General features: G+C 67.4%; 20 protein-coding genes and 2 pseudogenes. 7 read left to right on the top strand and 15 right to left on the bottom strand.

Going from position 1 to position 23897, the window contains the following annotated elements:
- Positions 1–101 precede the first annotated feature (101 nt).
- Positions 102–218: a hypothetical protein gene (locus GWK61_RS61455; protein ID WP_438939747.1), complete on the top strand. Its 117-nt coding sequence runs from the start codon at positions 102–104 to the stop codon at positions 216–218.
- Positions 219–404: 186 nt separating this feature from the next.
- Here GWK61_RS61455 and GWK61_RS01245 read toward each other — a convergent pair whose 3' ends face one another.
- Complete coding sequence (locus tag GWK61_RS01245; protein WP_194903952.1) at positions 405–1088, bottom strand: TetR/AcrR family transcriptional regulator; 684 nt, start codon at positions 1086–1088, stop codon at positions 405–407.
- A gap of 101 nt (positions 1089–1189) precedes the next feature.
- On the opposite strand from GWK61_RS01245, the gene GWK61_RS01240 reads away from it, so the two are divergent.
- Positions 1190–2812: an MFS transporter gene (locus GWK61_RS01240; protein ID WP_438939746.1), complete on the top strand. Its 1623-nt coding sequence runs from the start codon at positions 1190–1192 to the stop codon at positions 2810–2812.
- Between the two features lie 124 nt (positions 2813–2936).
- On the opposite strand, the gene GWK61_RS01235 is transcribed toward GWK61_RS01240, so the two are convergent.
- From GWK61_RS01235 to GWK61_RS01220, 4 genes are all read right to left on the bottom strand, one after another.
- A complete protein-coding gene (locus GWK61_RS01235; protein WP_194903948.1) occupies positions 2937–4277 on the bottom strand; it encodes an AlbA family DNA-binding domain-containing protein in 1341 nt (446 codons plus the stop codon).
- 210 nt (positions 4278–4487) lie between these two features.
- Positions 4488–5210, bottom strand: coding sequence for an NUDIX domain-containing protein (locus GWK61_RS01230; RefSeq protein ID WP_323747360.1), 723 nt, complete (start codon positions 5208–5210; stop codon positions 4488–4490).
- A 278-nt stretch (positions 5211–5488) separates the two neighbouring features.
- On the bottom strand, positions 5489–5851 hold the full coding sequence (locus GWK61_RS01225; protein ID WP_228561530.1) for a hypothetical protein: 363 nt from the start codon (positions 5849–5851) through the stop codon (positions 5489–5491).
- A 116-nt stretch (positions 5852–5967) separates the two neighbouring features.
- Entirely contained in the window at positions 5968–7044 is a 1077-nt protein-coding gene (locus GWK61_RS01220; protein ID WP_194903947.1) for a Gfo/Idh/MocA family protein, read from the bottom strand.
- 105 nt (positions 7045–7149) lie between these two features.
- On the opposite strand from GWK61_RS01220, the gene GWK61_RS01215 reads away from it, so the two are divergent.
- Positions 7150–7737: a TetR/AcrR family transcriptional regulator gene (locus tag GWK61_RS01215; RefSeq protein ID WP_194903945.1), complete on the top strand. Its 588-nt coding sequence runs from the start codon at positions 7150–7152 to the stop codon at positions 7735–7737.
- Between the two features lie 18 nt (positions 7738–7755).
- Positions 7756–8028: pseudogene (locus GWK61_RS01210) on the top strand (alpha/beta hydrolase fold domain-containing protein); the annotation flags it as partial.
- Here GWK61_RS01210 and GWK61_RS01205 read toward each other — a convergent pair.
- Complete coding sequence (locus GWK61_RS01205) at positions 7909–8580, bottom strand: NAD(P)-dependent oxidoreductase (RefSeq protein ID WP_194903943.1); 672 nt, start codon at positions 8578–8580, stop codon at positions 7909–7911. The pseudogene GWK61_RS01210 and the gene GWK61_RS01205 sit on opposite strands and share 120 nt — an antisense overlap.
- Before the next feature lie 20 nt (positions 8581–8600).
- Entirely contained in the window at positions 8601–9350 is a 750-nt protein-coding gene (locus tag GWK61_RS01200) for an NADPH-dependent F420 reductase (RefSeq protein ID WP_194903942.1), read from the bottom strand.
- A 142-nt stretch (positions 9351–9492) separates the two neighbouring features.
- Here GWK61_RS01200 and GWK61_RS01195 point away from each other — a divergent pair, with 142 nt between their 5' ends.
- From GWK61_RS01195 to GWK61_RS01185, 3 genes are all read left to right on the top strand, one after another.
- Positions 9493–10086, top strand: a complete 594-nt coding sequence (locus tag GWK61_RS01195) for a TetR family transcriptional regulator (protein WP_323747359.1) — start codon at positions 9493–9495, stop codon at positions 10084–10086.
- A 65-nt stretch (positions 10087–10151) separates the two neighbouring features.
- Positions 10152–10292, top strand: coding sequence for a helix-turn-helix domain-containing protein (locus GWK61_RS01190; protein ID WP_194903940.1), 141 nt, complete (start codon positions 10152–10154; stop codon positions 10290–10292).
- Between the two features lie 83 nt (positions 10293–10375).
- A complete protein-coding gene (locus GWK61_RS01185; protein ID WP_194903937.1) occupies positions 10376–10990 on the top strand; it encodes a hypothetical protein in 615 nt (204 codons plus the stop codon).
- A 251-nt stretch (positions 10991–11241) separates the two neighbouring features.
- Here GWK61_RS01185 and GWK61_RS01180 read toward each other — a convergent pair whose 3' ends face one another.
- The 8 genes and pseudogenes from GWK61_RS01180 to GWK61_RS01145 all read right to left on the bottom strand — a co-directional run bounded on the left by GWK61_RS01180 (position 11242) and on the right by GWK61_RS01145 (position 23655).
- Complete coding sequence (locus GWK61_RS01180; RefSeq protein WP_194903935.1) at positions 11242–12792, bottom strand: carboxylesterase/lipase family protein; 1551 nt, start codon at positions 12790–12792, stop codon at positions 11242–11244.
- Between the two features lie 50 nt (positions 12793–12842).
- Positions 12843–14248, bottom strand: a pseudogene (locus GWK61_RS60480) (sulfatase family protein).
- A 38-nt stretch (positions 14249–14286) separates the two neighbouring features.
- Positions 14287–15792, bottom strand: a complete 1506-nt coding sequence (araA, locus tag GWK61_RS01170) for an L-arabinose isomerase (protein WP_194903933.1) — start codon at positions 15790–15792, stop codon at positions 14287–14289.
- 43 nt (positions 15793–15835) lie between these two features.
- The gene (locus tag GWK61_RS01165) at positions 15836–16516 is read right to left on the bottom strand and encodes an L-ribulose-5-phosphate 4-epimerase (protein WP_194903931.1); all 681 of its coding nucleotides are present in this window, start codon (positions 16514–16516) and stop codon (positions 15836–15838) included.
- Positions 16513–18195 carry a ribulokinase gene (locus GWK61_RS01160; protein WP_194903929.1) on the bottom strand — a complete coding sequence of 561 codons (1683 nt, stop codon included), beginning with the start codon at positions 18193–18195 and terminating at the stop codon, positions 16513–16515. Before GWK61_RS01160 ends, GWK61_RS01165 begins: the two co-directional genes overlap by 4 nt.
- 35 nt (positions 18196–18230) lie before the next feature.
- Entirely contained in the window at positions 18231–19289 is a 1059-nt protein-coding gene (locus tag GWK61_RS01155) for a LacI family DNA-binding transcriptional regulator (protein WP_194903927.1), read from the bottom strand.
- Positions 19280–21388 (bottom strand): hypothetical protein, encoded by a 2109-nt coding sequence (locus tag GWK61_RS01150; protein WP_194903925.1) that lies wholly within the window; start codon positions 21386–21388, stop codon positions 19280–19282. Before GWK61_RS01150 ends, GWK61_RS01155 begins: the two co-directional genes overlap by 10 nt.
- A complete protein-coding gene (locus GWK61_RS01145; protein WP_323747358.1) occupies positions 21385–23655 on the bottom strand; it encodes a glycoside hydrolase family 3 C-terminal domain-containing protein in 2271 nt (756 codons plus the stop codon). Before GWK61_RS01145 ends, GWK61_RS01150 begins: the two co-directional genes overlap by 4 nt.
- Between the last annotated feature and the right edge of the window lie 242 nt (positions 23656–23897).

Below are 23897 nucleotides of genomic sequence, written 5' to 3'. Positions count from 1 at the left end.
AGGCGCCGCCCGCGCCTGCGGCCAGCGCCTCGGACGCCCGCCGGCCTTCAGTCCCGAGAAGATCGCATACGCTGGCGCTACTCGCCGAGCCGGACCGGTCGATGGGCTCGATCGCCAAACTGCTCGGCGTCGGCCGGGCCACGCTGTACCAGCACCTACCTAAGCTCAAGGCCGCCGCTGCCGTCCCAGCCCAATCGCCGCGCGAACTCGCCGGGTAGTGCTGGAGCGCCGACGCCTCTGCGGCTTCGGCGCTTTGGACACCAGCCCAGACCTCGATCTCCGCGTCGCGCAACGCGGAGATCCCGGCATGTTGTCGAATCCGACTTAGGGCAGTCAGGGCTCTGGCTACCGCCGTCTGCCAGCGCCGATCCTGTGGACGCAGGCAGGAGGATCCCGCCGCTTCGTCAGGTCCCGGCCGGCGGTCCCCAGTGTCCGGCCAGGGCTGGCTGGAGGTGCTCGAGTGCCTTGTCGAGAGCGGCGAGTACGTCCTCAGAGGTGGCGTCCTCATCCGACAGTTGCTTGGCGGACAAGGCCACAAGGCTGAGGAACACCGTTGTCGCGACGTGCGGGCGGAGGTCTGCGTCGGGGTCGACGCCTTCACGCGCGGCCAGCACGTTGATCACGTCGGCCGCCCGCTCATGGCTGTTGCGCAGCTGTGCGGCGAGCAGCGACGGGGTGTTCTCGATGAGTTTGAGGACCCTGATGTCCGTGGTTTGCCTGTTCGGGTGCTCTTTCATGAGCTCACGGGAACGTGCGGCGAACGCGTTGCGCAGCGCGGTCAACGGCTCTTCGTCCGCGGGACGGGTGCCCAGCTCGAGGACCCAGCCCTCCTGGAAGTCCCGGGCGAAGCCGAGCACCAGGTCGTCCTTGTTCGCGAAGTAGCGGAAGAACGTACGGCTGGCGACGTCGACCGCGTCCGTGATCTCGCGGACCGTCGTCTCCTCGTAGCCCTTGGCCTCGAACAGGTCCAGTGCCGCGTACACCAGGGCCTCGCGCGTCTGGTTCTTCTTGCGCTCACGTCGGTCTGCCGTGCCTGCGGACGCGATGGCGTCGATCCGGTCCATGGTCGCTGCAGACGGCTTGCGCATACGTCCAGCCTATCCGTATGTCATGTGATGTCAAATGTCCTCGATTGACAAGTGTCATCGAGTGACATAATTTGGCGGCGCAGACACGGACCGCGAGGGGAATGGCGATGAGTCAGGAAGTAGAGGCGGCTCCGGCCGTGGACGAGAGCGCGGAGACCACCCGAAGCAGGGGGCTGCGAGGGCTGCGCGGCAGTCCGACCTGGGCGTTGCTGGCGGCAGCGCTCGGGACCATGATGGTGGCGCTGGACGGCACGATCGTCGCCGTCGCCAATCCGGACATCCAGACCAAGCTCAATGCCTCGCTCGCGGACATCCAGTGGGTGACGAACGGCTACCTGCTCGCCCTAGCCGTCTCGCTGATCACGATCGGCAAGATCGGCGACCGGTTCGGGCACAAGAAGGTCTTCCTGATCGGAATCATCGGGTTCGCGGCGACCTCGGCCGGCGTCGGCGTGTCCGGCTCGCTCGGCAAGAGCGTCGCGATGGTCATCACCTTCCGGATCCTGCAAGGCCTGTTCGGCGCGATGCTTCAGCCGACTGCGCTGGCCCTGCTGCGCAACACGTTCCCGGCCGAGAAGCTCAACGGCGCCATCGGCGTCTGGGGAGCCGTGGTCGGCGCGTCCACCGCGGCCGGACCGATCGTCGGCGGCCTGCTGGTGCAGCACATCAACTGGGAGGCGTGCTTCTACATCAACATCCCGGTGGGCATCGTCGCCCTGGTCGTGGGCCTGATGGTGCTCAATGAGACGCCGCCGTCGCAGGGGCGCTCGTTCGACATCCCCGGCATCGCGCTCCTCAGCGGGTTTCTCTTCCTGCTCGTCTGGGCCCTGATCAAGGGTCCGGACTTCGGCTGGGGCAGCGGAAAGGAGATCGCGTTCCTCACCGGCAGCGGAGTGGCCCTGATCCTGTTCATAGCCCGCGAGGCCACCGCGAAGGAGCCGCTGCTGCCGCTGCGCCTGTTCCGCTCGATCTCGTTGTCGGCAGGAACGGTTCTGGTGCTCTGCTTGATGTTCGCCATGTTCGGCGCGATGTTCTTCATGACCTTCTACATGCAGAACGTGCACGGCCTCGATGCCATCGGCACCGGTGTTCGGCTGCTGCCGCTGACCGGCATGCTGATCGTCGGCTCGCCCCTGTCCGGATTCGCCATCACCAAGGTCGGGCCGCGTATCCCGATGGCGGTCGGCATGCTGTTGGCGTCGGGCGCGCTGTTCGGTCTGTCCCGGATCACCATGACGTCCGGCTTGAACGAGACCATCGTCTACTTCGCCATGCTCGGCTTCGGCCTGAGCCCGGTGATCGTCGGCGCGACCGAAGTGATCGTGGGCAACGCGGAGGTCGAACTCGCCGGCGTCGCCAGCGGTCTGCAGTCGACCGCCATGCAGGTCGGCGGTACGATCGGCACCGCGGTGCTCGGCGCGATCATGTCCGCGAAGGTCAGCAGTCTGCTTCCGACACGGTGGACGGCTGCGCACCTGCCCGCGCTCTCTCCGGCTCAGCTCGTGGAGGTCAAGAGCGCCACCACGGTCGGCGTCGCGGCGGTCTCGCCGGGCACCCCGGGTCCGACGGCGGCGACCATCACCGAGGTCGTTCACTCGACATTCATCAGCGGGATGTCCGCCGCGTTCCTGATCGCGGCCGTTGTTGCTATCGGGGGAGCGCTGATCGCCCTGCTCACCAAGAAGGGCGAGAACGCCACCGAGGGTGCGGTGGTGATGCACTAGTGCGAACCGTCCGAGATCGTGCCGCACCGCCGTGCTGGTGGTCCGGCACGAACTCGCGACGCTTGCGGTGACAATCCAACACAGCCGCAGACAGCTCTCGGCCGCCTCACGTCAATGGCAAGAGCTACTCACCGACGGGCAGACCCGCGTTGCGCATCCAGTGCTCGATGGCCGCCTTTGCTTGCGGGTCGAGCCTTCCTGAAAGGATCTGCCCGTCGGGCTTGAGCATGGTTGTTTCGACGCATCCGAAGTCGGCGACCAGATCAGATGCGATGCGGCGAGCGCAGGACAGGAGCTGCGCGGCGTCCGCGGCCAATGCTTCGAGCGTGGAGGTTGCATGGACCGGCTCAGTGTCTGTGCGCTGTCTCGCATCGCTGTTGAAGGGCGGCATGAAGTTTCCGACCAAAGGAGCTGCGCTGGGGATGATCACGATCGGCCCGGATAGGTCGGCAAGGATGTCGACGTCGCCGTATGCGCCCGCCCAGTCGGCATACGCCGCTGCTGCATGAAGCAGCGCCAGTAGCCAGAACTCCATGAACGTAAAGTTGAGCACCGGCGCGGTACCGCCAGACGAGGGCGGCCATCCGACCTCCGCACGGAGGTAGACGCAGCCGTCCGCGTATGCCTCCATGGCCGTAGAACTCGTTTGTGGCTCCAGGCGGAGGCGACCTCGTAATACCTGTGGCGTTTGCCTGGCGAACCCGTTGAGGGCCGGGTGAGGTGCGACGCCGGGCTTCGAGTGCTCCCTGAAGAAGGTGCTCAGACCATTGATATGTGCCGGGTCTATGAATCGCTCGGCTGGCGCGGAGGGAACGAGGGCGATCTGCAGCCAGATTCGGTTCGTGGATGTCGGACCGATCCTCCGTACCCATTGCGAGCCGGTCTGGAGTACATTCTGCACCTTGTCCCGGTGCTCTACTGCCAGGCGGAAGCGGTCACGGTAGAGCGCGGCGATCTCGGATTCCTCCAGCCAGGCAGTGGTCCGGCCGACCCGGCGTGCAAATGAGTACTGCGGCCGGCTGGTCATGCGCACCGCGTGCGGGGCGATGGTGCTACTGGGCACGGCAATCAAAAGGTACCCCGTGCCTGAACCGTTCGCCGTCTCCACATTGCTGATCCAGACGTCGGGGAGGTACGGCACGACTCGGGCACGCAGTCCGCTGTACATCTGCCCGATCTTCTTGTCGCTCACCGCGATTTCACTGAGCGAGTCGGCGCGCCCTTGGCTGTCCTCGGCGATTCCGACGACGATCAGGCCGCCGCGGGCGTTCGCCAGTGCCGTCACGTCCTTGGCCAGTTCGTCAAGTCCTTCAGCACCGGTGGTCGTGTACGCGTCTGCGCTCTTGAAATCGAGGTCGACGTCTTCGGGCATTCCCAAGTCGCAGAGCGCCTGGAGGTGCACGGGAGCCAGCTCGTCGAGCTCGGCGCCCAGTCGTGACGTGAGTCTGTGCAAGCGGACGGCCATCCGCTGAGGCTATCGGCTGTCGACCGCTCGTTCGCGGGGATTCGCGTCGATGTCCTGCGGCGCAGGGCTATGGGACGTCAGATGGGACGCCTGACAACGCCGCCGGTACAGGAAGCGCGAGCCGCTCTGGGACTCTGGTGACCGGCCGGTGAGCCTGTGAGACCGACACCTCCATCCTGCTCGGAGATTTTGTCGCGTGGCGGCGTGGATCTATGCGGTCTGTGCGGCTCGGTGTTGTTGAAACAGGGCGAGGGCAGCGATCGAGGGTGCGTCTTTAAACCGTCCGTCAGCGATCAGTTCCCAGAGGTGTGCTTCGGGGAACCAGCGGCTGATCAGTCCGGCCTCGGATTCTTCGAGATCCGGCTCCCCAGCGGTCAGGTCGGTGGCGAGGATTACGTGGAAGCCTTGGTTGCAGTACCCATATGCCTCGAACAGGTGGCCGAGGCGCTTCAGGTTGCCGGCGCGCAGCCCGGTCTCCTCGGCGAGTTCGCCGCGGGCGACGTCCAGCGGGTCTGCGTCAGGCTTGGTCTCCCACGAACCTTGCGGAAACTCCCAGTAACGTCCTTTGACGGCGTACCGGTACTGCTCGACCAGGTGGAAGCCGCCGTCAGCATAGGGGATGACGAGTGCGAAGTCGGGCTTGTCCACGATCCCGAAGATGCCCTCTGTTCCGTCGTGCCGCAGCGTCTTGTCTTCACGCACGGTCATCCAACGGTTCGTGTAAACGATGTTGGAGGCGGTGGCGGCCAGTTCGTGTTCGGGCAACGTCCGGCCCGGAGCATCCTCACCCATGGGCCAAAACCCTAGATGATCGTGGCGTACCGCGCGTTTCACGCGGATACGACTACGGTGTCGGCACGATTCTCTTCCGAGCAGGTCGAACTTCGGCCGGCTGACATTGCACGAGCCCTCTTCACGGTTCCGCGCCTGCACCCGGCCACTTCTCGTCGGCCTCTGAGCCAGGCCAAACCGCGAGGCCGCCGTCGGGCGTGGACAGGAAGCGCCATCCCCGCGGTCCTGTCCTCTACGTCCCCATCGCCAAGCAGCCAAACTCGAAGCCGGTTGGCAGCCTGACCGTCGGCGCAATCATAGAGGCGCATCGGCTGCCGAGCCGTCTTGTGCCTTCGCACGCCAACAGGCCGTTACCAGTGCCAATAGCACGCGTTGGCGTTGCGACGTGACTCGACAGACGTGCCCCGATGGTTGGCGACTCATCCCTGCCAGCGCGGGGCGTTGCCGAAACCGCGGGTGAGCCCGTATGCGCCGCCGGCGAACCCGAACGCCGTGGGCTCGACGTCATTGACGTCCCGGAAGTAGCCCCCGTACCCGTCATGTGCTGCATAGGGAGCGACGAGCTCCAGCAGCTCGCCGATCCAGCCGATCTCGTCGTCCAGCCAGAGGCTCCGGGTGAACAGGCCCCAGCCATCGTCCTGCAAGCGCAGCTCAGCCAGGTCAGGTCCGGGCAGCCTGGTGTTCGGGTCCGCCGCCAGCAAACGTCCGGTCATTTCCTTGTACTCATCAACGCCGGGGCAGTCGTCGATGAGCCCCATATGCCAGCGCAGAACATCGAGCACCCGATCAGGCGTCCCATCGAGCAAGAAGCAGGAAAAACGACTTCGTAGTGATCGCTCACAGCCACGCACGATAGCTGACACAACCGTCGATGCTCTTGGTGGTTGTTGACGCCGCCTCATGCGATGGCCTGGGCGACTCCGGTCCCCGCGGCGCGCTCGATGGCGGCGAGCATTCTTTGGTGAGCTGCGGCGGCATGGAAGTCGGGATGGGGCTGGCGTCTCTCGGCGATCGCCTGAGCGATTTCCTGGTAGACGGCCGCGACGTTGGCGACCGGTCCGGCGGTCGGGTCGAACGGGGCTGTGCGATAGGAGTCGGGCACCGTGACCCGCCGGCCGTTGATGTGGATGTCCCAGTCGGTCCAGTGCATGTAGATGCCCGGCCGGGGCTGGGTCACTGTCACTGTGCCATCGGTGCCCACGAGTTTGATGAGGAATCCGTCGGGGCTTCCGCTGCCTCCGTGTATAGCGGCCGAGGCGGTGGCGCCGGTGGCCAGGATGCCGTGGAGCAGAACCTGGGCGGGTACCGCGTTGGGTACCGTTCGGCCGGTGCCGGTGAGCTCGACGTGATCGTAGGGCCGGGGCAGTCTCGCAGAGACCTCGATCAGGTTGCCTGCCACTCGTTCCAGTGTGGCCAGGAAGTGGCCGGCCATGATGGTCAGCAGTGAGGTACCTTCGGCCGGGTCGGCGGACCAGGCCATTTCCGGGGCGATACGGCGGCCGCCCAGCGGGTCGCCGGCGGCGACCAGCGCGACCGATTCGAGGCGGCCGATCGCGCCATCGGCGATCTGGTCCGCGACGAACCGAGCGTCCGGCGACTGGTGTCCCTGCAGGTTCACAGCGTGGACGACGCCTGCGGACTCGGCCGCTTCGGCGAGTTCTTCGGCTTCGGCGGCGTTCACGCCGAGCGGCCATTCGCAGAACACATGCTTTCCAGCGGCCAGGGCGGCCTTGACCGCTTTCGCGTGCTGCGCGGCCTTGACGGACACGACGACCAGGTCCACGTCGGGGTGGGCGGCGAGCGTACCGGCGTCGGCGAAGGCCAGCTGGACTCCGTGGGCGGCCGCTGCCTTGTCCGCGCTGGCCTGATTGGTCGTGGCGACCGCGGTCACGGTGAATTCCGGCAGCCCGGCGAGAGCGGGCAGATGCGAGACGGCGGCCCAGCCGCTGGCTCCGACGACTCCGACTTTGATCATGTGTCCTCCTCGGTTTCTTACCTAGAGGTACAAAACTAGGTGTCGGCGGTCCGGGAGATCAAGGGGTAACGTACCGATTGGTAAGAAACCCGAGGAGGAACCAGCATGCCCGGAGGACGACCACGCGCCTTCGACCCGGATACGGCGCTTGACGCGGCACTCGAAGTGTTCTGGCGGCAGGGCTATGAGGGGACGTCCATGGCGGACCTGACTGCGGCCATGGGCATTAACAGGCCCAGCGTGTACGGCGCGTTCGGCAACAAGGAAGAGCTCTTCGCCAAAGCACTTGACCGCTACGTCGCTGGCCCGGCGGCCTACGCCGCCGATGCTTTGGAAGCGCCCACTGTGCGAGAGGTTGTCGAGCGCTTGATCTTCGGGGCAGTCGAACTGACCTCCGGACCGCACACGCCGTGCGGGTGCCTCACGGTGAACAGCGCACAGGCTTGCGGCCCCGACGGCGAACCAGGACGTCAGCAGGCTCTCCGCCTGCGGATGGCAGGAGAGGCAGCCCTCCGTCGACGCCTTGAGCAGGCCACTGATCTGCCGACGGGCCGCGACCCGGGGGACTTCGCCCGGCTGGTGCATACCGTTACCGACGGAATCGCAGTCCAGGCAGTCAGCGGCCAAACCCGCGATCAGCTACAGCGGACAGCAGTTCTTGCCCTGAGCACGCTGTTCCCGTCGTCCAGCTAACTTCGGCGCGTCGGTGCCCGCGCGATCTCCGTCGACTACCGGCTCGCTCCCGAGCACCGGTTCGCGGCGGCGGTCGAGGACGCGGTGGCCGCCTACCGGGCGTTGCTGGAGGCCGGTACGCCGAGCTCCAGGATCGCGTTCGTCACGGAGAGTGCATACCAGCCTCGAACGCTATGGACGCGAGAGCCCCTCGACCAGCACCACCGTCCGGCGGGACCACGTGTCTTCGGTCGCCGCGGCGAGCAGGAACGCGGCGACGTCCGCCCGAGCGACGCGCGGCATTCCGGGTAGCCGGGTCAGCTGCCCCAGATCGATCGCCTGATACGAGCCGGTTTTCGGCTTGTTGGTGAGCAGTACCGGGTAGGCGAGGGTCCAGTCCAGGTCGGAGGCGGCGAGGTGCCGGTCGCCGACTTCCTTGTCGGCGTAGATGGCCTTTCCACCGGTGCGGTACATGAAGCGCGCGATCGCGGAGGCCTTGTCGGCGGACTGCCCGACGCCGAATGCTGACATGACGAGCACGCGGGACGTACCGCTGCGGCCGGCTGCCTCCACGATGGCGCGTGTGCTGTCGGCGATCAGGTTGTTGGGTTTGCGCGTACGGCCCAGGCCGAGAGTGCTGACGACGGCGTCGGGTGAGGCGCCGCTCATGGCCTCGGTCAGTGCGGCTGCGTCGCGGACGTCGCCGGCCACGACCGTCAGGCGCTCGCGCGGCGCCAGCTTGTCAGGACTGCGCACGTAGGCTGTCACCTCGTGTCCGTCGGCGAGTGCCTGTTCGATGAACAGGCTGCCTGTTGCTCCGGTGGCGCCGAGCAGTAGGAACTTCATCGGGATCGTCTCTTCCATGAGTCGGCTGCGTGGGCCGGTCAGTTGTCGGTCGTGCTCGCGCCGCGCTCCGGCGCCGGCGGTCGCACGGCAGCCTCGGCCAGTTCCCTGATCCGGTCGGCGGGGACCGGGACGCCGGGCGTCTCGAAGAACCAGCGCCCCATCTCCTGCTGGTCCAGGCCTTCCGGCTGGGCTGCCAGGTACGGCTGGACGAACACCGGGGAGCTCGGCTCGCTGCGCCAGCTGTCGGCGAGGGTGCCGATGTCGACGGCGTCGTAGCCGAGCAGGTCCAGGAGCTGGGCGACCTGCTCCTTGGCGGCCGGGTCGTCACCGGCGATCGGCAGGGCGCTCCGGTCTTCGGCACCGGCGGGCCTGGCCGAGATGGACAGGCGTCGGAAGTCGATGTTGTTGAACGCCTTGACCACAGCGGAACCGGGCAGGTGGCGCTGCACCAGAACGCTGGAGGCGAACTCGTCCTGGTCGAACTCGGAGATCCGGCCGGTGTCCGGGCGGTAGTTCATGGTGTCGATGACCGTCTTGCCGACCAGGGCGGCGGCCGGGAGCTGCTCGTAGGAGCCCAGCGGGATGGTCGCGACGACCAGGTCGCCGGCCTGGGCCGCGTCAGCGGGTGTGGCCGCGCGGGCGTGGTCGCCGAGTTCGGCGACCAGGGCCGCCAGGGATTCCGGGCCTCGGGAATTGCTAAGCACGACGTCCAGACCTGCGGCGATGGCCAGGTGGGCGAGGGCACTGCCGATGTTTCCGCTGCCGATGAGTCCGAGTGTCTTGGTCATGGTGTCGGGTGTCCTATTCCGCGGTTGCGATGGCTCTTCGGTCTAGAGCTGGATCTGGAGTCCGTAAGTGAGACTCAGTCTCACATGAGACACTGTAACCCATGATTGCGAGTCGGAATCACCAGATGGGTAGGATCGCGACGTGAACGCATCAGCGCGTACAAGCACGAGAGACATCGCCAGGGCCGCCGTTCGCGCCGAGCTGTCCCAGGTCGCGTTCGGACTCTTCCTCCGTGACGGCTTCGACAACGTCACGGTCAACGACCTGGCCGCGGCCGCAGGGGTGTCGCGCAGCACGTTCCTGCGCTACTTCGACACCAAGGAAGACGCCGTCCTGGGGGCGGTCGACGCCCAGGGGGAACGCCTGGCCGATGCTCTGCGCGCCCGTCCCGCAGAAGAGGACGACTGGACGGCGCTGCGAGCCGCGCTGGACACCGTTGTCGAGCCCTACGGCTACGACCCAGCCGCCGCTCTGGCGTCGACCCGGCTGATCCTGGACACCCCCGCGTTGTGCGCCCGCCAGTTCGAGAAGCAGCACAGCTGGCGCGTCGGGCTGGCGCAAGCGCTCGCCGAGCGGGCCTCCTCCTCGGGGCTTGGTCCCGTCGCGGCCTCGGTCAAGGCCGCCGCCGCCCTGGACTGCCTGAACATCGCCCTGGACCACTGGACGGCCTCGGATGGTGAGCTCGACCTCGTCGGCCTGCTTGATGAGGGCTTCGCAGCGCTGGCTCCGCGCTGAGCTGCCGGAGTTTCGTCGGGTGCGCCACGCTGACATACGGTAGTCGGCACGCTCAGCAGGAGCTGATGGCGTTGTTCGAGGCCGGTCCGGCAGTCCACGGCTACACCGACCAGCGTTGGACGCCAGCCAGGATCACCGAGCTGATATGCGCCTGGTTCGGTGTCCGGTTCCACTCCTCCGGAGCACTCCACGAGATGCTCACATGATCGGTAAGCGGGATCCAGGGCAATACCGACCTGACTGTCACCGCCGGATGGGATGATCCCCCAAACCGCGGAACGGAGTGCCCATGGGAATCAGCGACAAGACATCGTGGATCGCGACCCGTGATGCCACATTGCAAGAGGTCGCCGACGCCCTCGGTATGAAGAGCCGTCAAATCCTGCGCTGGTCTGCCGGCACCCGCGCCGCCCATGAGTACGGTGTCTACGTCGCCCGGCCTGTCGCCGATTGGACCATCGCCCTCAGTCAGTCCCACCTGCCGATCCAGATCGACGCCACTCACCCTGACTTTCCAGACTGGCTACGAGCGCTCGGTGACGAGATCGGCGACTTCGATTACTTCGCCACCGACCGGGTCGGCGAGTATCACGCCTGGGCCAGCGTCGAGTCCGGCGACATCGCCCGCGCATACTGCTACATCGGCGAGCGAAGAGAAGTACCGCTGCACATCGGCGAGCCCACCGAGATCGAACTCGAGCTCGGCATCGGGCACCGCTGGCTCGAAGAAGGCTGGCAGGAGTGGCGAGAGCCCGAATGGGACGTCTGGCTCGCCGCCATGCCGAACGAGAGCCATGTGATGCGGATCGCTCGACAGTGGAGCATCTGTCCGATCGAGATCCCCGACGAATCCGTCACCGGCGTCGGGATCTACGGTTACCCGCCCCGGGTCCTGGCCCCCTGAGCACGTCATCGCCGGGCAACGCGTCACTGGCGCCGCAGGCCACAACCGCTCGAACCGGCACAAGCCCGCGACCATACGCACCCTGATCAGTACCCGGAGCCGGCTGACCGTCAAACGCGAGATCAACCAGCTCCACCGGATGGTCAAACAACGGCTAACACTGATGCAGTACCGATCCGAACTCCTGGCCGGGCTCCTGGCCAAAAACGGACTCGACCCCCGGCCCCGGTAACTCCCGAGCCGAGAACTCCCTAGACGTCGGTCTGTGCCAGGCCGTCGGCGGGCCGATGTCCAGCCGGGGTTTCGGCGACAGTGCGGCGGTAAGTGGCCAGATGCCAGGGCTCGCGAGTGGTGACCGGCGGTTCGGCGACCGGGCCGTCCGCCCCGAACACGTGGACATCCGTGGCACCGGGTGCGTGGCGTGTCCACCCGGGATCACCGCTGTGAGCGAACGCCGTCCAGGCGGCCATCATTTCCCGGCTGAGCTGGTCGGAGCCGGGCCACCGAGCGTAGACCTGCGCCAGCGGATTGGCAGGGTCCTTGTGGCCGCCGAATACGAGCGCTACTTCGGTGCCGTGACCCGCGCCGAGTCCTGGAAGGTCCGCTGCGAAGAGGTATTGGTGGGCGGTGCCGCCGGCGCGTATGTGAGCGTCGGCCATGCGAGAGGCCGGGATCCGGTAGATGTAGTCGCTGAGGAAGCGCAGGCGCAGACGTGCCGGAGTGCCGTCCGGTTCCGCGACCTGGTAAGCCTCCCAGAGGTCTCGCGCGGCAGCCTGCCCAACCGTTGCGGCCATGTCCGCCAACACCGCGTCGGCCGTGGGGGGAGTGATGTCGGGCTGTTCGAACCGCTCGAAGAGCAGCATCTCGTCACGGTTCGCGCCGACAAGCAGCGACACGTCGGCCGTTTCGCCCGCTTCGACGGCCTGAAGGGGCATGCCTGGAAGGACGATTCCGTCCAGCACCGGTCCCCAAGAGCGTCCACCGGGTAGGGCGCGGGCGCCCAAGTCCCCGGACACGGCCCGGGACTGCGCGGTCAGGATGTGCTCGACCGGCACGTTCGCGAGCTGCTCAGGCCGATGGATTCCGACCTCGTCGAGCAGTTGGGTAGCCAGCTGCTCCGCCGTGGCCGGCGAGTAGATCCTGCCGATCGGCGGACTCATCATGACCGCGCGCTGGAACAGGCCTCGCGCGGTCGGCATGGCCAGCAGGCAGCCGATAGCGCCAGCTCCCGCGGAGTTGCCGAATACGGTGACGTTGTCCGGGTCGCCGCCGAACTCTGCGATGTTCTCGCGTATCCAGCGCAGCACCGCGACCTGGTCTTGCAACCCAAGATTCGCGGTGTCGGCCCATTCCTGGCCGCCGATACCGGCCAGGTGCACGAACCCCAGAGCGCCGATGCGGTAGTTGAAGCTCACGACCACGACATCGCCGCCGCGCATCAGCTGCTGCCCGTCGGTGACCGGCGGGGCGGCGCTGCCGGTTTCGTAGGCGCCGCCATAGATCCACACCATGACCGGCCTGCGGCCATGGACATCCGGCGTCCAGACGTTAACGTGCAGGCTGTCCTCCGAGCAGACCGTGTCGGGCGGAAGCGAGAGCCCAGCGTTCTGCGGTGGCGGCGGAAGGAAGTCCGACGCGTCGCGCACCCCTGCCCATGGCCGGGGCGGCTGCGGCGGCCGAAGACGCAGCGCCCCGGTCGGCGGCTGTGCGAAGGGAATCCCGGCGAAGAGCACGCCGCCCTCGTCCAGCACCCGCCCGTTCAGGCTTCCTTGAGGTATCTCGACAGAGACGGTGTCCGACACGGCTCACTCCCTTGGGCGTGGTGACTGAACGAAGGTGCCAGCTCGGCGAGCTATGCGACGGGACGCTGATGGGCGAATCGCACTCCCGTCAGATCGAAGTCGTGGACCTCCGGGTCGACACGGCGCCCGCGCGGTCGCCGCTCGGGGGCGGGTTCGATCACCGGTTCCTTTTCACCCACCGTGCGCATCCAGTCCAGCAGCATCGCGCGCAAAGAATCGGCCACCTCGCGGTGGGAAGTCAGGCCGGCCAGGTTGTCGAGCTCGTACGGGTCGTTCGCCAGGTCGTACAGGCACGTTTCGACGTAGCGGTCCGCGGACGGCTCGGTCCAGCCGTTGGCGTCGGGGGCGGTGACCGCGTACTTCCAGCGCGACGTGCGTACCGCGCGTCCCACCTCGAACTCGCTGATCTGCAGGAACACCGATTCGGGACGCTCGGGATCGGTGCCACCGCCGACCAGCGGGAGGAACGAACTGCCGTGCAGATCCGCGGGTGCCGGCAGCCCGGCGGCGTCGAGCAGGGTCGGCATCAGATCGACGGTGCTCACCTGCTGTCGGATCATGCCGCCACCGGTGAAGCCCGGCCCGGCCCGGTCAGGGCCAGCGGCACGCGGATCGAGGACTCGTGGGCCGAGCGCTTGTACTCCGCGTTCCGGGTGTGGAAGTGATTGCCGTGGTCGGAGGTCCAGGCCAGCACCGTCGAGGCCTCGAGCGAGAGACTCGTCAAGGCGTCGCGCAGCCGGCCCAGGCCCTCGTCGACGCGCTTGATCTGGCCGAGGTACCCGCCGAGGTGCTGGTGCGCGGTTCCCTCCTGCGCCGCCAGGTCGGCCGGCACCCACCGCCCGGTGTACCGCTCGGCGTATCCGGTGGGCGCCGGGTAGGTGTCGGTGGCGTTCTGATGGTGCGGCTCCAGGAGCGAGACGAACAGCAGGAACGGCTGGTCGTGATGGTCCGCGATGAATCGGATCGCGGCGTCGATGATCGCGTCGGACCGGTATCCGACCAGGCGCACGGGCTGTTCGTCGCCGTCCCACATCACCGTCTGGTAGGCGTCGGAGGTGTATTCGAGCGTGTTGCTGCCCAGCCAGTACTCGTAGCCGCCTCGCTCGTGCGCGGGCACCGGATCGCTCGACGCCAGGTGCCATTTGCCGATGTAGCCGGTGGCGTACCCCGCGGCCGCGAACTGCCCCGCCAGCGTGGGCACATCGTTCGGCAGCGGGACGCCGTTGCGGAACGTGCCCAGCGCGGTCGGGAACATGCCGGTCTGCAGCGAGGACCGGGCCGGTCCGCAGACCGGCTGCGGGGTCAGAGCCTGGGCCACGAGCGTGCCTTCGCGGGCCATACGGTCGAATTCAGGAGTCAGATCCAGGGGATTGCCATGCACTCCGGTCGTGTCCCACCGCTGCTGGTCGGTGAGGACGACGATCACGTTCGGCTGCTGCGGGGAGGGGTCACTCATAGATACGGTCGCCTTTGCGCTCGTTGTCGGAATTGGGGTCAGAAGCCCATTGCAAGCCGGTAGTACGCCTGGTTCCAGCGCATCTCGCGGCGGAATCGCCCGGACTCGGTCCCGGCGTCGATGACGACCAGCTCGACCTCGGCCATCTCAGCGAGATCGGTGAGTACCTCGGTGGTCAGGTCACGTGTCAGGACCGTGTGATGCGGTCCGCCGGCAGCCAACCAGGACTCCGTCGACGTCCGGAAGTCCGGGCGCGGCGCCCACACGGCGCGCGCCACCGGCAACATCGGCAGTGCGTGCGGCGGCTCGACCACGTCGACCTCGTTGGCCACCAAGCGGAACCGGTCGCCCAGGTCGGACATGCCGACGACGACCGCCGACCCGGGAGCCGCGTCGAACACCAGCCTGACCGGGTCTTCCCGGCCCCCGATGGACAGCGGGTGAATCTCGCAGGACGGCACCGCGCCGGCGATCGACGGGCAGACTTCCAGCATGTGCGCGCCGAGGACGAGCTCGTGGCCCGGCTCCAGGTGATAGGTGTAGTCCTCCATGAACGAGGTACCGCCCGGCAATCCGGCCGCGGCGGTCTTCAAAGTCCGCAGGAGCAGGGCCGTCTTCCAGTCGCCCTCCCCGCCGAAGCCGTAGCCGTCGGCCATCAGCCGCTGGACGGCTATGCCCGGCAGCTGCCGCAGCCCTCCCAGGTCCTCGACGTTGGTGGTGAACGCGCCGAAGGAGCCGGCGGTGAGGAAGTCGCGCAAGCCCAGTTCGATCCTGGCCGCGTAGCGCAGCGAGTCGTGCCGGTCGCCGCCGGGCTGTAGCTCGGCGGCGACGTGGTAGACGTCGTCGTACTCTTCGACAAGGCCGTTGATCCGGTCGTCGTCGACCGCGTCGACCACCGCGACGAGATCGTTGACCCCGTAGGTGTTGACCGAGACGCCGAACCGCAGCTGCGCCTCGACCTTGTCGCCCTCGGTGACCGCGACGTCCCGCATGTTGTCGCCGAAGCGGGCCAGGCGCAGAGAGCGCAGTTCGGCACGGCCGGCGGCCGCGCGGGCCCAACCGCCGACCCGTGCGCGCACGGCCGGGTCTTCGACGTGCCCTGCGACAGTCTTGCGAGGCATGCCGAGGCGGGTCTGCACGTACCCGAACTCGCGGTCGCCGTGCGCTGCCTGGTTCAGGTTCATGAAGTCCATGTCGATGGTCGCCCACGGCAGGTCCTGATTCACTTGCGTGTGCAGGTGGAGCAGCGGCTTGAGCAGGGCGTCCAGACCGGCGATCCACATCTTCGCCGGTGAGAAGGTGTGCATCCACGCGATCACCCCGATGCAGCGATCCGAGGAGTTCGCTTCCAACATCACCTGACGGATGGCCGCGGCGTCGGTGAGCACTGGCCTCCAGACCACAGATGCGAAGAGCTCGGGGCTCTTGCCCAGCGCGGCGGCTATTCGGCGTGACTGCTCGGCGACCTGCTGCAGTGTCTGGTCCCCATACAGAGACTGGCTTCCGGTGAGAAACCAGATCTCTGGTCGTTCAGGTGTGGTCATGGTTGTCCGGCTCCGGTTCCTGAGGTGTGCGTCGCCTGGTTCACTAGTGCTGGCCGTAGACGTTTTGGTAGCGGTCATAAAGCCGGTCGATATGTTCGGCGGCTATTGGCAATGGCTTGCCGAGCTGCCGCGAGATGTGGACGCTGCGGGCCACGTCCTCGCACATCACAGCGGCCTTGACGGCGTCCTTGGCCGAGCCGCCGATCGTGAAGACCCCGTGGTTGGCCATGAGAACCGCCGGCGAGCGGTGGCCCTGGAGCGTCTGGACGATGCCCTGGCCGATCGAGTCGTCACCGATCAGGGCGAAGGGACCGACCGGGATCTCGGCACCGAACTCGTCGGCCATCGCGGTGAGAACGCACGGCACAGGCTCTCCGCGGGCGGCCCACGCGCAGGCGTAGGTGGAATGGGTGTGGACGACGCCGTTGACGTGCGGCATGTGTCGGTAGACGTATGCGTGCGCTGCTGTGTCGCTGGACGGGGACAGCTCGCCGTCGACGACCTTTCCGTCGAGATCACAGACGATCATGTTGGCCGGCGTGAGTGCGTCATAGGCGACGCCGCTGGGCTTGATGACCATGAGGTCACGGCCGGGTACCCGGGCCGAGACGTTGCCTGCGGTCCAGACGACCAGGCCGTAGTGCACCAGCTCCGCGTGGAGGTCACAGACCTCGGCGCGGATCCGGGCGACTTCCTCAGCGGCTGGATTACGGTGAACGCTCATGCGGACAGGGCCTCGTTCCTGATACGGCGCAGCCGGTGCAGAACCGCGTTCGCGGCCTCGCCCCGGGCGGAGAAGTAGTCGTGAAGGGTCTGGTACTCGGCGAACAGCACGTCATAGGCGGCGGCCCGATGAGGGTCGGGGACGTAGGCGTGCTCCTGGACGCTGCCCATGGCCTCGGCCGCGGTCGCGACGTCCGGATACGCCCCAGCCGCCACGGCGGCGTGGATCGCCGAGCCGAGTGCCGGCGCCTGGTCGGAAACGGCGAGGGAAACCCGTCGGTGCAGGACGTCGGCGTAGATCTGCATCAGCAGCGCGTTCTGCTTCAGGCCGCCGGCCACCACGAACTCGGTCACCGGGACGCCGGCCTTTTCGAAGGTCTCGACAATGATCCGGGTGCCGTAGGCGGTGGCTTCCATCATCGCCCGATAGACGTCTTCGGGCCGTGTAGCCAGCGTAAGGCCGACGATGACACCAGACAGGTGATGGTCTACCAGGACTGACCGGTTGCCGCCCATCCAGTCCAGGGCCACCAGTCCGTGGCCGCCGACCGGCTGCTCGGCGCACTTGCGCGACAGCATCTGGTGGAGGCTCTCGCCGCGTTCCTTCGCCTCGCTCCGATATGAGTCCGGGACGCCTTGCTCAAGCCACCAAGCGAATATGTCGCCGACCGCGCTCTGGCCGGCCTCATACCCGTAGGAGCCTGCTGAGATACCACCGTCGACGACTCCGCAGATGCCCGGAACATCGGCCAGTACCGCCCCGTTGACGACGTGACAGGTGGACGTCCCCATGATCGCGAGAAGCCGTCCGTCGGCCACGGCGCGCGCCGCCGGTGCTGTGACGTGTGCGTCGACGTTGCCGGCCGCGACGGCTATGCCTTCTGGCAGGCCGGTCCAGGCCGCGGCTTCGGCGGTCAGAGAGCCGACGGGGGAGCCGAGAGCGGAGAGCGGGTGGGCCAGACGCGTGGTGGCGAAGTCCGCGAAGGCCGGTGCCAGCGTCGCGAGATAGTCCTGCGACGGGTATGCGCCGTCCTGGAAGATCCCCTTGTAGCCTGCCGTGCAGGTATTGCGGGTCTCTTGTCCGCACAGCTGCCAGACGATCCAGTCCGCGGCCTCGATCCAGCGATCGGTCAGGTCATAGACCTCCGGGTCTTCTTCCAACACTTGCAGGGCTTTGGCGAACTGCCATTCGGAGGAGATCCGGCCGCCATAGCGACCGATCCACTTCTCGCCTCGCTCGTGCGCAGCGGCGTTGATCCGGTCGGCCTGAGGCTGTGCGGCGTGATGCTTCCACAGCTTGGGCCAGGCATGCGGCCGGTCGGCAAGCCCGTCCACCTCGCACAACGGAGTCCCGCCACGCGTCGTGGGCAGAACCGTGCAGGCGGTGAAGTCGGTGGCGATGCCGATGACGGATGCCGGATGCACGCCGCTGTCTGCCAGAGCGGCGGGTACTGCTCGGCGTAAGACCTCGCGCCAGTCAGCTGGGTTCTGCAGCGCCCAGTCCGGCGGCAGCCGTTGCCCGGAGGGTAGTGCCCGCTCCAGCACCGCATCGGCGTAGGCGTGTACGCCGGTCCCCAGCTCAGCGCCATCTCTGACGCGCACCACCACGGCGCGCCCGGAGAGCGTGCCGAAATCAACGCCAACTACATGGCGATCATCCGTGTTAGCGCTAACAACCATGCGCGTCCTTCCTTGATTTCGGCCTGTCGGGCGGTCTAAAGCGGTGGCGGTGCAGTGCTGAGCCGCACGATCAGCTCCGGTTCGATGACCACGTCATGAGGAGGGTTGGCCCGCTCCGCGATCTGATCCAACAACAGGGCGAGACTGCGCAGCCCGACCCTGTGGAAGTCCTGCCGGACCGTTGTCAGTGGCGGGCTGAGATACGCCGCCTCGGGGATGTCGTCGAACCCGACGATGCTCACATCCTCCGGGACCCGGCGGCCGCGCTCGGACAATGCGCGCAGCGCCCCGAGCGCCATCGAGTCGTTGGCGGCGAAGACCGCTGTCACGTCGGGCATCCGGGCCAGCAACTGGCCGGCGCGATATCCGGACTCCGCGCTCCAGTCCCCGGGCAGTGGGACAGTCTCCTCCGCGCCAGCCGCAGCGAGTGCCGCCTTCCAGCCTGCGACACGTCCCTGCGAGTGCGGCCAATCGGCGGGCCCGGCGACATGCCACACCGTCGAGTGGCCGAGGGTAAGCAGGTGTTCGGTGGCCCGTCGCGCGCCGAGAGTTTGATCGACGCGAACCAATGCGCTGCAATCGTCCGGATCGCCGTCGACGATGACGGACGGTGTGTCCTGAGGCAGCTCCTCAAGGGCGTCCCGCACCGAGGCGAGCGGTGCGACGACGATCACTCCGTCCACTGCCTGGTCGGCCAGACGGGCGATGGCTCTGCGCAGCAGGGTCCGGTCAAAACCACGGACGCTCGCGACGGTGACCCCGTAGCCCGCGAACTGGGCGGCCTCTTCGATCGCGTAGAGCATGGAGGACGGCCCATGCAGGGTGCCGTTCAGCACGACGACACCCACGGTCTGAGAGCTGCCGGTGGCCAGAGCCCGCGCCGCGAGGTTCGGCCGGTAGCCGAGGTCCTGGATGGCGGCCATGACGCGTAAACGGGTACGCGCTCGTACGTTGGGGTGTCCCGACAGGACTCTGGAGACCGTCTGGTGGGAGTATCCAGCCAGGTCGGCGACGTCGCGCATGGACGGGGCCCGGGCCGCCGTCCCGGCTTCTTCGCCGCCTTCCGCCAACGGTTTGTCCTGGGTCACGGCCATGGCACGAATCCCTCGTGCTGGACCGACCAGGTGCCGTTCGCGGGGAAGCCCGGGCAGTCTGTGTCCGCGCCGTCCCAGCCCGCGGCCATCAGGGAGACCGCCGCCAACAGGCCGCCGTTCGCCGGGAGGTAGATCGGCAACAGGCTGCCCATCTGTGGGCAGTGGCCGGTCGTGAGGTACTGGTTTTTGGGGCTGTCCATGAGGAGCGCGTCCACCGCCAAGTCGGGACGGCCGATGCGGGTGGCGGTCATCGCCATCGCCGGGAAGTCCCACCCCCAGGCGGAGTCCCAATCCCAGTTGGCGCGGACGTCCAGGAGCGTTGCCTCCATGACGTCGGCGTCGATGATCGGCGTCGCCGGGACGACGCCCAAAGCGCACACCATCGACGGGTGATCGTCGCGGCGGAGAAAGGGCTCTGTCGCGATCGCGGAGTAGACGCCTGCGTCCTGGCGGGGGGCGACTAGCTCATCCTGGATGTGTTGCCACGTGTCCTGCCTGGGCAGCCCTCTACGTTCACGCCAGGATTGGGCGATCTCCAAGCCCCACCACCAGTAGGCCAACTCGAACGTCGGGTCCTCAGTGGTTTTGGCGTCGTAGAACTCCTGCGCCGGCACCAGTGGCGCCGGCAGGTGATAGGCGTCGTCCCGGTCTTCGACGAAGTCGGCCATGAATTCCGCGGTCGCGTCGGCCATCTCGGCGAACCGGGTGAGGAGCTTCTCCCGCTCCGGTCCCTGACAGCTCCGGTACAGCAGCTCCAAGAGGTACAGGGGATGCGGCTGCTGCCAGATGAGCAGGGCTCCGATGTCGCTCGGGCTCTCCCGCCCGTCCGGGCCGACCTGCTTGGGCCAGCGTGCGCCGGCGTACTGCTGTCGGCGCGCGGTTTCACGCGCGGTGCCCAGAATCGACAGATACCAGTCCAGGCTCCGCTCGAGAAGCTCCGGACGGCCCCAGGCGGCGAAGTGCGCAGCGTGCCACCAATGCATCTCCAGGTGGAACTTGCCCTGCCAGGAGTTGGTGACCAGACCCGTCTCCTGCGGCGGAGTGGTTCCCGAGCAGTTCACAGCGGTCAAGTACTGCGACAGGACGATCCGGCGCTCCAGCTCGGCCGCGCGCGGATCGGTACTGCCCGCGAAGTCGATCGCCGCACCTGACATCCAGAAGTCATGCCACCAGCGGGCTGCTTCGGCCTGGATCGACTCGAAATCGCCGCGGCTGAACTCTGCGCTGTCGCCGGGGGAGAAAGCCGCCACGACTTCTATGGAGGTGCCCGAGGCGGTCAGCCCGAACTCGTGATGCTCTCCGGCGGCGGCGATCGTGCCGTCGGTCCAATCAAGCCGCATCGAGTAGGTGCTGTCGTCCAGCTCGCGCACGAACCGGCATGCCCGGCCGTCGAGCGGCTGGAGGGTCGTGGTGTGCCGGTCCGGTGCCGACCAGTCGGCGGTCCCGAAGAAGTTGTCGCTCGCGTAGGGGAACCGAATGGCGACGGAGGCCAGGCCAGTGGCCAGCAGCTTGGATTCGATACGGAAGGCGACCCGCGCGTGGTGCGGGTCGGTGACCGTGATGACCCTGACCTCGTGCCCTGCGTATTCGAACACGCTGGTGATCGCGCCCGTCCAGAGGTCGAGGTTCTGGCGCGGATCCACGAGCACGGCCGGGTCGGTCTCCGGATCGGCGCCCGCCGTCGGTCGGAGCACCAGCCCGATGCGACCCAGGTCGAGCCGCTGCGGGTTCATGTGCAGCCAAGCCCCGGCCCGGTAGTCCTCACCGTCGCCTCCGCCCATCATGGCGGCCATGGTGAGCTTGTCGGGGTACTCCACCGGCCCGCGCGCGGTGGAGTAGGTGGACATCGCGTCGGCAAGGACGAACCCGTCGGGGTTGGGCATCGAGTGCCAGCCCCACGTCGACATCGTCGCAGTGTGCACGGCCAGACGTCCCTCGCGATAGGCGGCGATCTGGTCGTGGAAGGACGTGAACGTCTGCATGCCGGTGATGTCGGCGGTGAAGGCGAAGTCGCCGTTGCCGACGGTCAACGCGCACGAAGGGTCGGCCTTCGTCAGCTCGACCGTGTGGCGGCGGACCACGGACTGCCTGTCGATCACGATCGTCCTTCCGGGTGGGTGTCGGCGTCGAGGTACCGGCTGATCTCCGTGACGTCCAGGCGGCCGCCGCTCATCGTGACCAGGGTTTTCAGGGGAACGGACTCGACCATGCGCAGGATCGCCGGATCAGCGGCGACTGCCGAGCCCTCGCCGGAGTCCATCGCCCGCCGCAGCAGAGGGCCGCCGGCCGGGTGCGCGAGCCATGCGCCGACCGGGGACTCCCAGGTGACGGGAGCGATCAGCGGCGGCGCGTCGACCTTCACCGTGGTCGTCAGACGCAGGTCGCGCGAAGACGCACCCACGCTGACTTCGAACTCGCCGCCTTCCAGAACCCAACTGCGGTGCAGTGGGCTGTAGAACGACAGATCGCGCGCGCCCAACTCGAACTCGAGCTGCGTTGACGACCCGCTGGAGAGCTCGACCTTCGTGAACGCTTTGAGTTCCCGGACCGGCCGATCGATCGATGCCGCGACGTCCCCGACGTACACCTGGACCGTTTCCTTGCCGGTCACCGGTCCCGTGTTGGTCAGGGTGACGCGCAGCCGGACGACGACGTCATCACCTTCGCCGTCGACCGTGGCATGCAGATCGGAGTAGGCGAAAGACGTGTAGGACAGTCCGTGCCCGAACGGGTAGCTGACCCGCAGGTCCTTGACGTCGTAGTACCGGTAGCCGACATAGAGGCGCTCGCCGTAGATGACAATGCCGTCGGCGCCGGGGAAGTTCAGGTAGGAGGGGGTGTCCTTCAACCGCACCGGGATGGTCTCGGTGAGGCGCCCGCTGGGGTTGGCGCGGCCGAACAGGAGATCGGCGATCGCACCGCCGCCGGCCTGCCCGTTCAGCGAACCGTGGAGGACGGCCATCGCGTGCCGCTCCCAGGTTGCGACTTCGACCAGGCCGCCGTTGGCGAGCACGACCACCACGTCGGGGTTGGCCCGCGCCACCGCGCGCAGCAGCTGGAGCTGGACGTCCGGCAGGTCGAGGTGTTCGCGGTCGTGGCCTTCGGACTCCTCGCCCTCCGGGAGACCGAGGAACATCAGGACGACGTCGGCCTCGGCCGCCTGGGACACGGCTTCAGCATGCAGCGTCTCGTCCTCGTCGCCGGAAAGCTGGAATCCGGGAGCGAACGTGAGGCGAAGGCCCTTTCCTGCGGTTTCCGTCAGGGCATCGAGGGCGCTGTCGACTCTGGTGGGGGTCACCTGGGAACTGCCTGCTCCCTGGAACCTCGGGGTGCGCGCGAACTCGCCGATCACCGCCACGGTTGTCGTGGCGTCGGGGTCCAGCGGAAGAATCGGTCCCTCGTTCTTCAGCAGTACCGCCGTCTCGACCGCCACGCGCTTGGCCAGCGCATGGTGCGCGGTGAAGTCGACGTCGTCGGCGGGTTCCGCCTGCGCGGTGCGGTTGAGGAGCGTGAGCACCCGCGCGACGGCCTGGTCGAGGACGTTCTCCTCAAGCAGCCCGGCCTTGACCGCTTCGACGAGTTTCGTCGCGCTGGCGCCGTTGGTGGCCGGCATCTCCAGATCCAGCCCCGCGCCGACCGCGGCCACCGGGTCGGAGACAGCGCCCCAGTCCGACACCACGAGGCCGTCGAATCCCCACTGGTCGCGCAGTACTTCGCTGAGCAGCCAGCCGTTGTGCGCGGCGTGGACGCCGTTGACGCGGTTGTAGGCGGCCATCACCGTCCACGGCGAGGCGGTCGTGACGATGTGCTCGAAGCCGGCCAGGTAGATCTCCCGCAGAGTGCGCTCGTCGACCTCGGCGCTGATCTGCATGCGGTCGGTTTCCTGGTTGTTGGCGGCGAAATGCTTTACCGATGCCGCCACGCCCTTGCTCTGGACGCCACGTACCAGAGCAGCCCCGAGGTGGCCGCTGACGACCGGGTCCTCGGACAGGTATTCGAAGTTGCGCCCGCACAGGGGCGACCGCTTGATGTTGATGCCGGGGCCCAGCAGAACGGCGACGTCGGCGGCGCGGCTCTCGGTGCCGAGGGCTTCGCCCACCTCTGTGAGCAGGTCGACGTCCCACGAGGCGCCGAGGGCTGACGCGGTCGGGAAACAGGTGGCCGGCAGACTTGTCTCGAAACTGAAGCGCTCGGCTGTCGGATCCGGGCGCCGCACCCCGTGCGGGCCGTCGGTCAGCGTGATCGAGGGAATCCCGAGGCGCTCGACGGCGGCCGATTCCCATGCCGCCTGGCCCGAGAGCAGTGCCGCCTTCTCATCCAGGGTCAGGGCCGCCAGGACGGCCGAGACGTCTATGTCCTTGTGCACAGAGGTTCCTTTTGGATCGTGCCGGGGAGCGGGACGCCGTCCGACGTCAAAGCTGACTCCGGCATGGTAATGCGCATTGTTAATGCGCATTATCAGTGAACATCAGCCATGCCGGAGGCGGCAAGACACACTTCCGCAACGGATCGATGAGACGTGGCTCAGGGCTTCCGAGGAGCGGGGCGAGACCGCACCGCTCGAATCGGATCCCGGTCACCAGCCTTGGAGGTGGGTTCGCGTTTGTT

This window comes from Catenulispora rubra (assembly GCF_015356825.1).
Classification (GTDB): domain Bacteria; phylum Actinomycetota; class Actinomycetes; order Streptomycetales; family Catenulisporaceae; genus Catenulispora; species Catenulispora rubra.
Note: the sequence above shows the minus strand (reverse complement) of the source record. Positions and strands in the feature narration are given on the sequence as shown.

Bases quoted from the DNA above. Each gene is read 5' to 3' on its own strand.
- GWK61_RS01215 (WP_194903945.1), top strand. From the start codon at position 7,150: ATGCCCGGAGGACGACCACGCGCCTTCGACCCGGATACGGCGCTTGAC.
- GWK61_RS01155 (WP_194903927.1), bottom strand. From the start codon at position 19,289: ATGGCCGTGACCCAGGACAAACCGTTGGCGGAAGGCGGCGAAGAAGCC.
- GWK61_RS01200 (WP_194903942.1), bottom strand. From the start codon at position 9,350: ATGACCAAGACACTCGGACTCATCGGCAGCGGAAACATCGGCAGTGCC.
- GWK61_RS01235 (WP_194903948.1), bottom strand. From the start codon at position 4,277: ATGGCCGTCCGCTTGCACAGACTCACGTCACGACTGGGCGCCGAGCTC.
- GWK61_RS01240 (WP_438939746.1), top strand. From the start codon at position 1,190: ATGGCGATGAGTCAGGAAGTAGAGGCGGCTCCGGCCGTGGACGAGAGC.
- GWK61_RS01160 (WP_194903929.1), bottom strand. From the start codon at position 18,195: ATGGTTGTTAGCGCTAACACGGATGATCGCCATGTAGTTGGCGTTGAT.
- GWK61_RS61455 (WP_438939747.1), top strand. From the start codon at position 102: ATGGGCTCGATCGCCAAACTGCTCGGCGTCGGCCGGGCCACGCTGTAC.
- GWK61_RS01190 (WP_194903940.1), top strand. From the start codon at position 10,152: ATGGCGTTGTTCGAGGCCGGTCCGGCAGTCCACGGCTACACCGACCAG.
- GWK61_RS01165 (WP_194903931.1), bottom strand. From the start codon at position 16,516: ATGAGCGTTCACCGTAATCCAGCCGCTGAGGAAGTCGCCCGGATCCGC.
- GWK61_RS01245 (WP_194903952.1), bottom strand. From the start codon at position 1,088: ATGCGCAAGCCGTCTGCAGCGACCATGGACCGGATCGACGCCATCGCG.
- GWK61_RS01220 (WP_194903947.1), bottom strand. From the start codon at position 7,044: ATGATCAAAGTCGGAGTCGTCGGAGCCAGCGGCTGGGCCGCCGTCTCG.
- GWK61_RS01205 (WP_194903943.1), bottom strand. From the start codon at position 8,580: ATGGAAGAGACGATCCCGATGAAGTTCCTACTGCTCGGCGCCACCGGA.
- GWK61_RS01185 (WP_194903937.1), top strand. From the start codon at position 10,376: ATGGGAATCAGCGACAAGACATCGTGGATCGCGACCCGTGATGCCACA.
- araA (WP_194903933.1), bottom strand. From the start codon at position 15,792: ATGACCACACCTGAACGACCAGAGATCTGGTTTCTCACCGGAAGCCAG.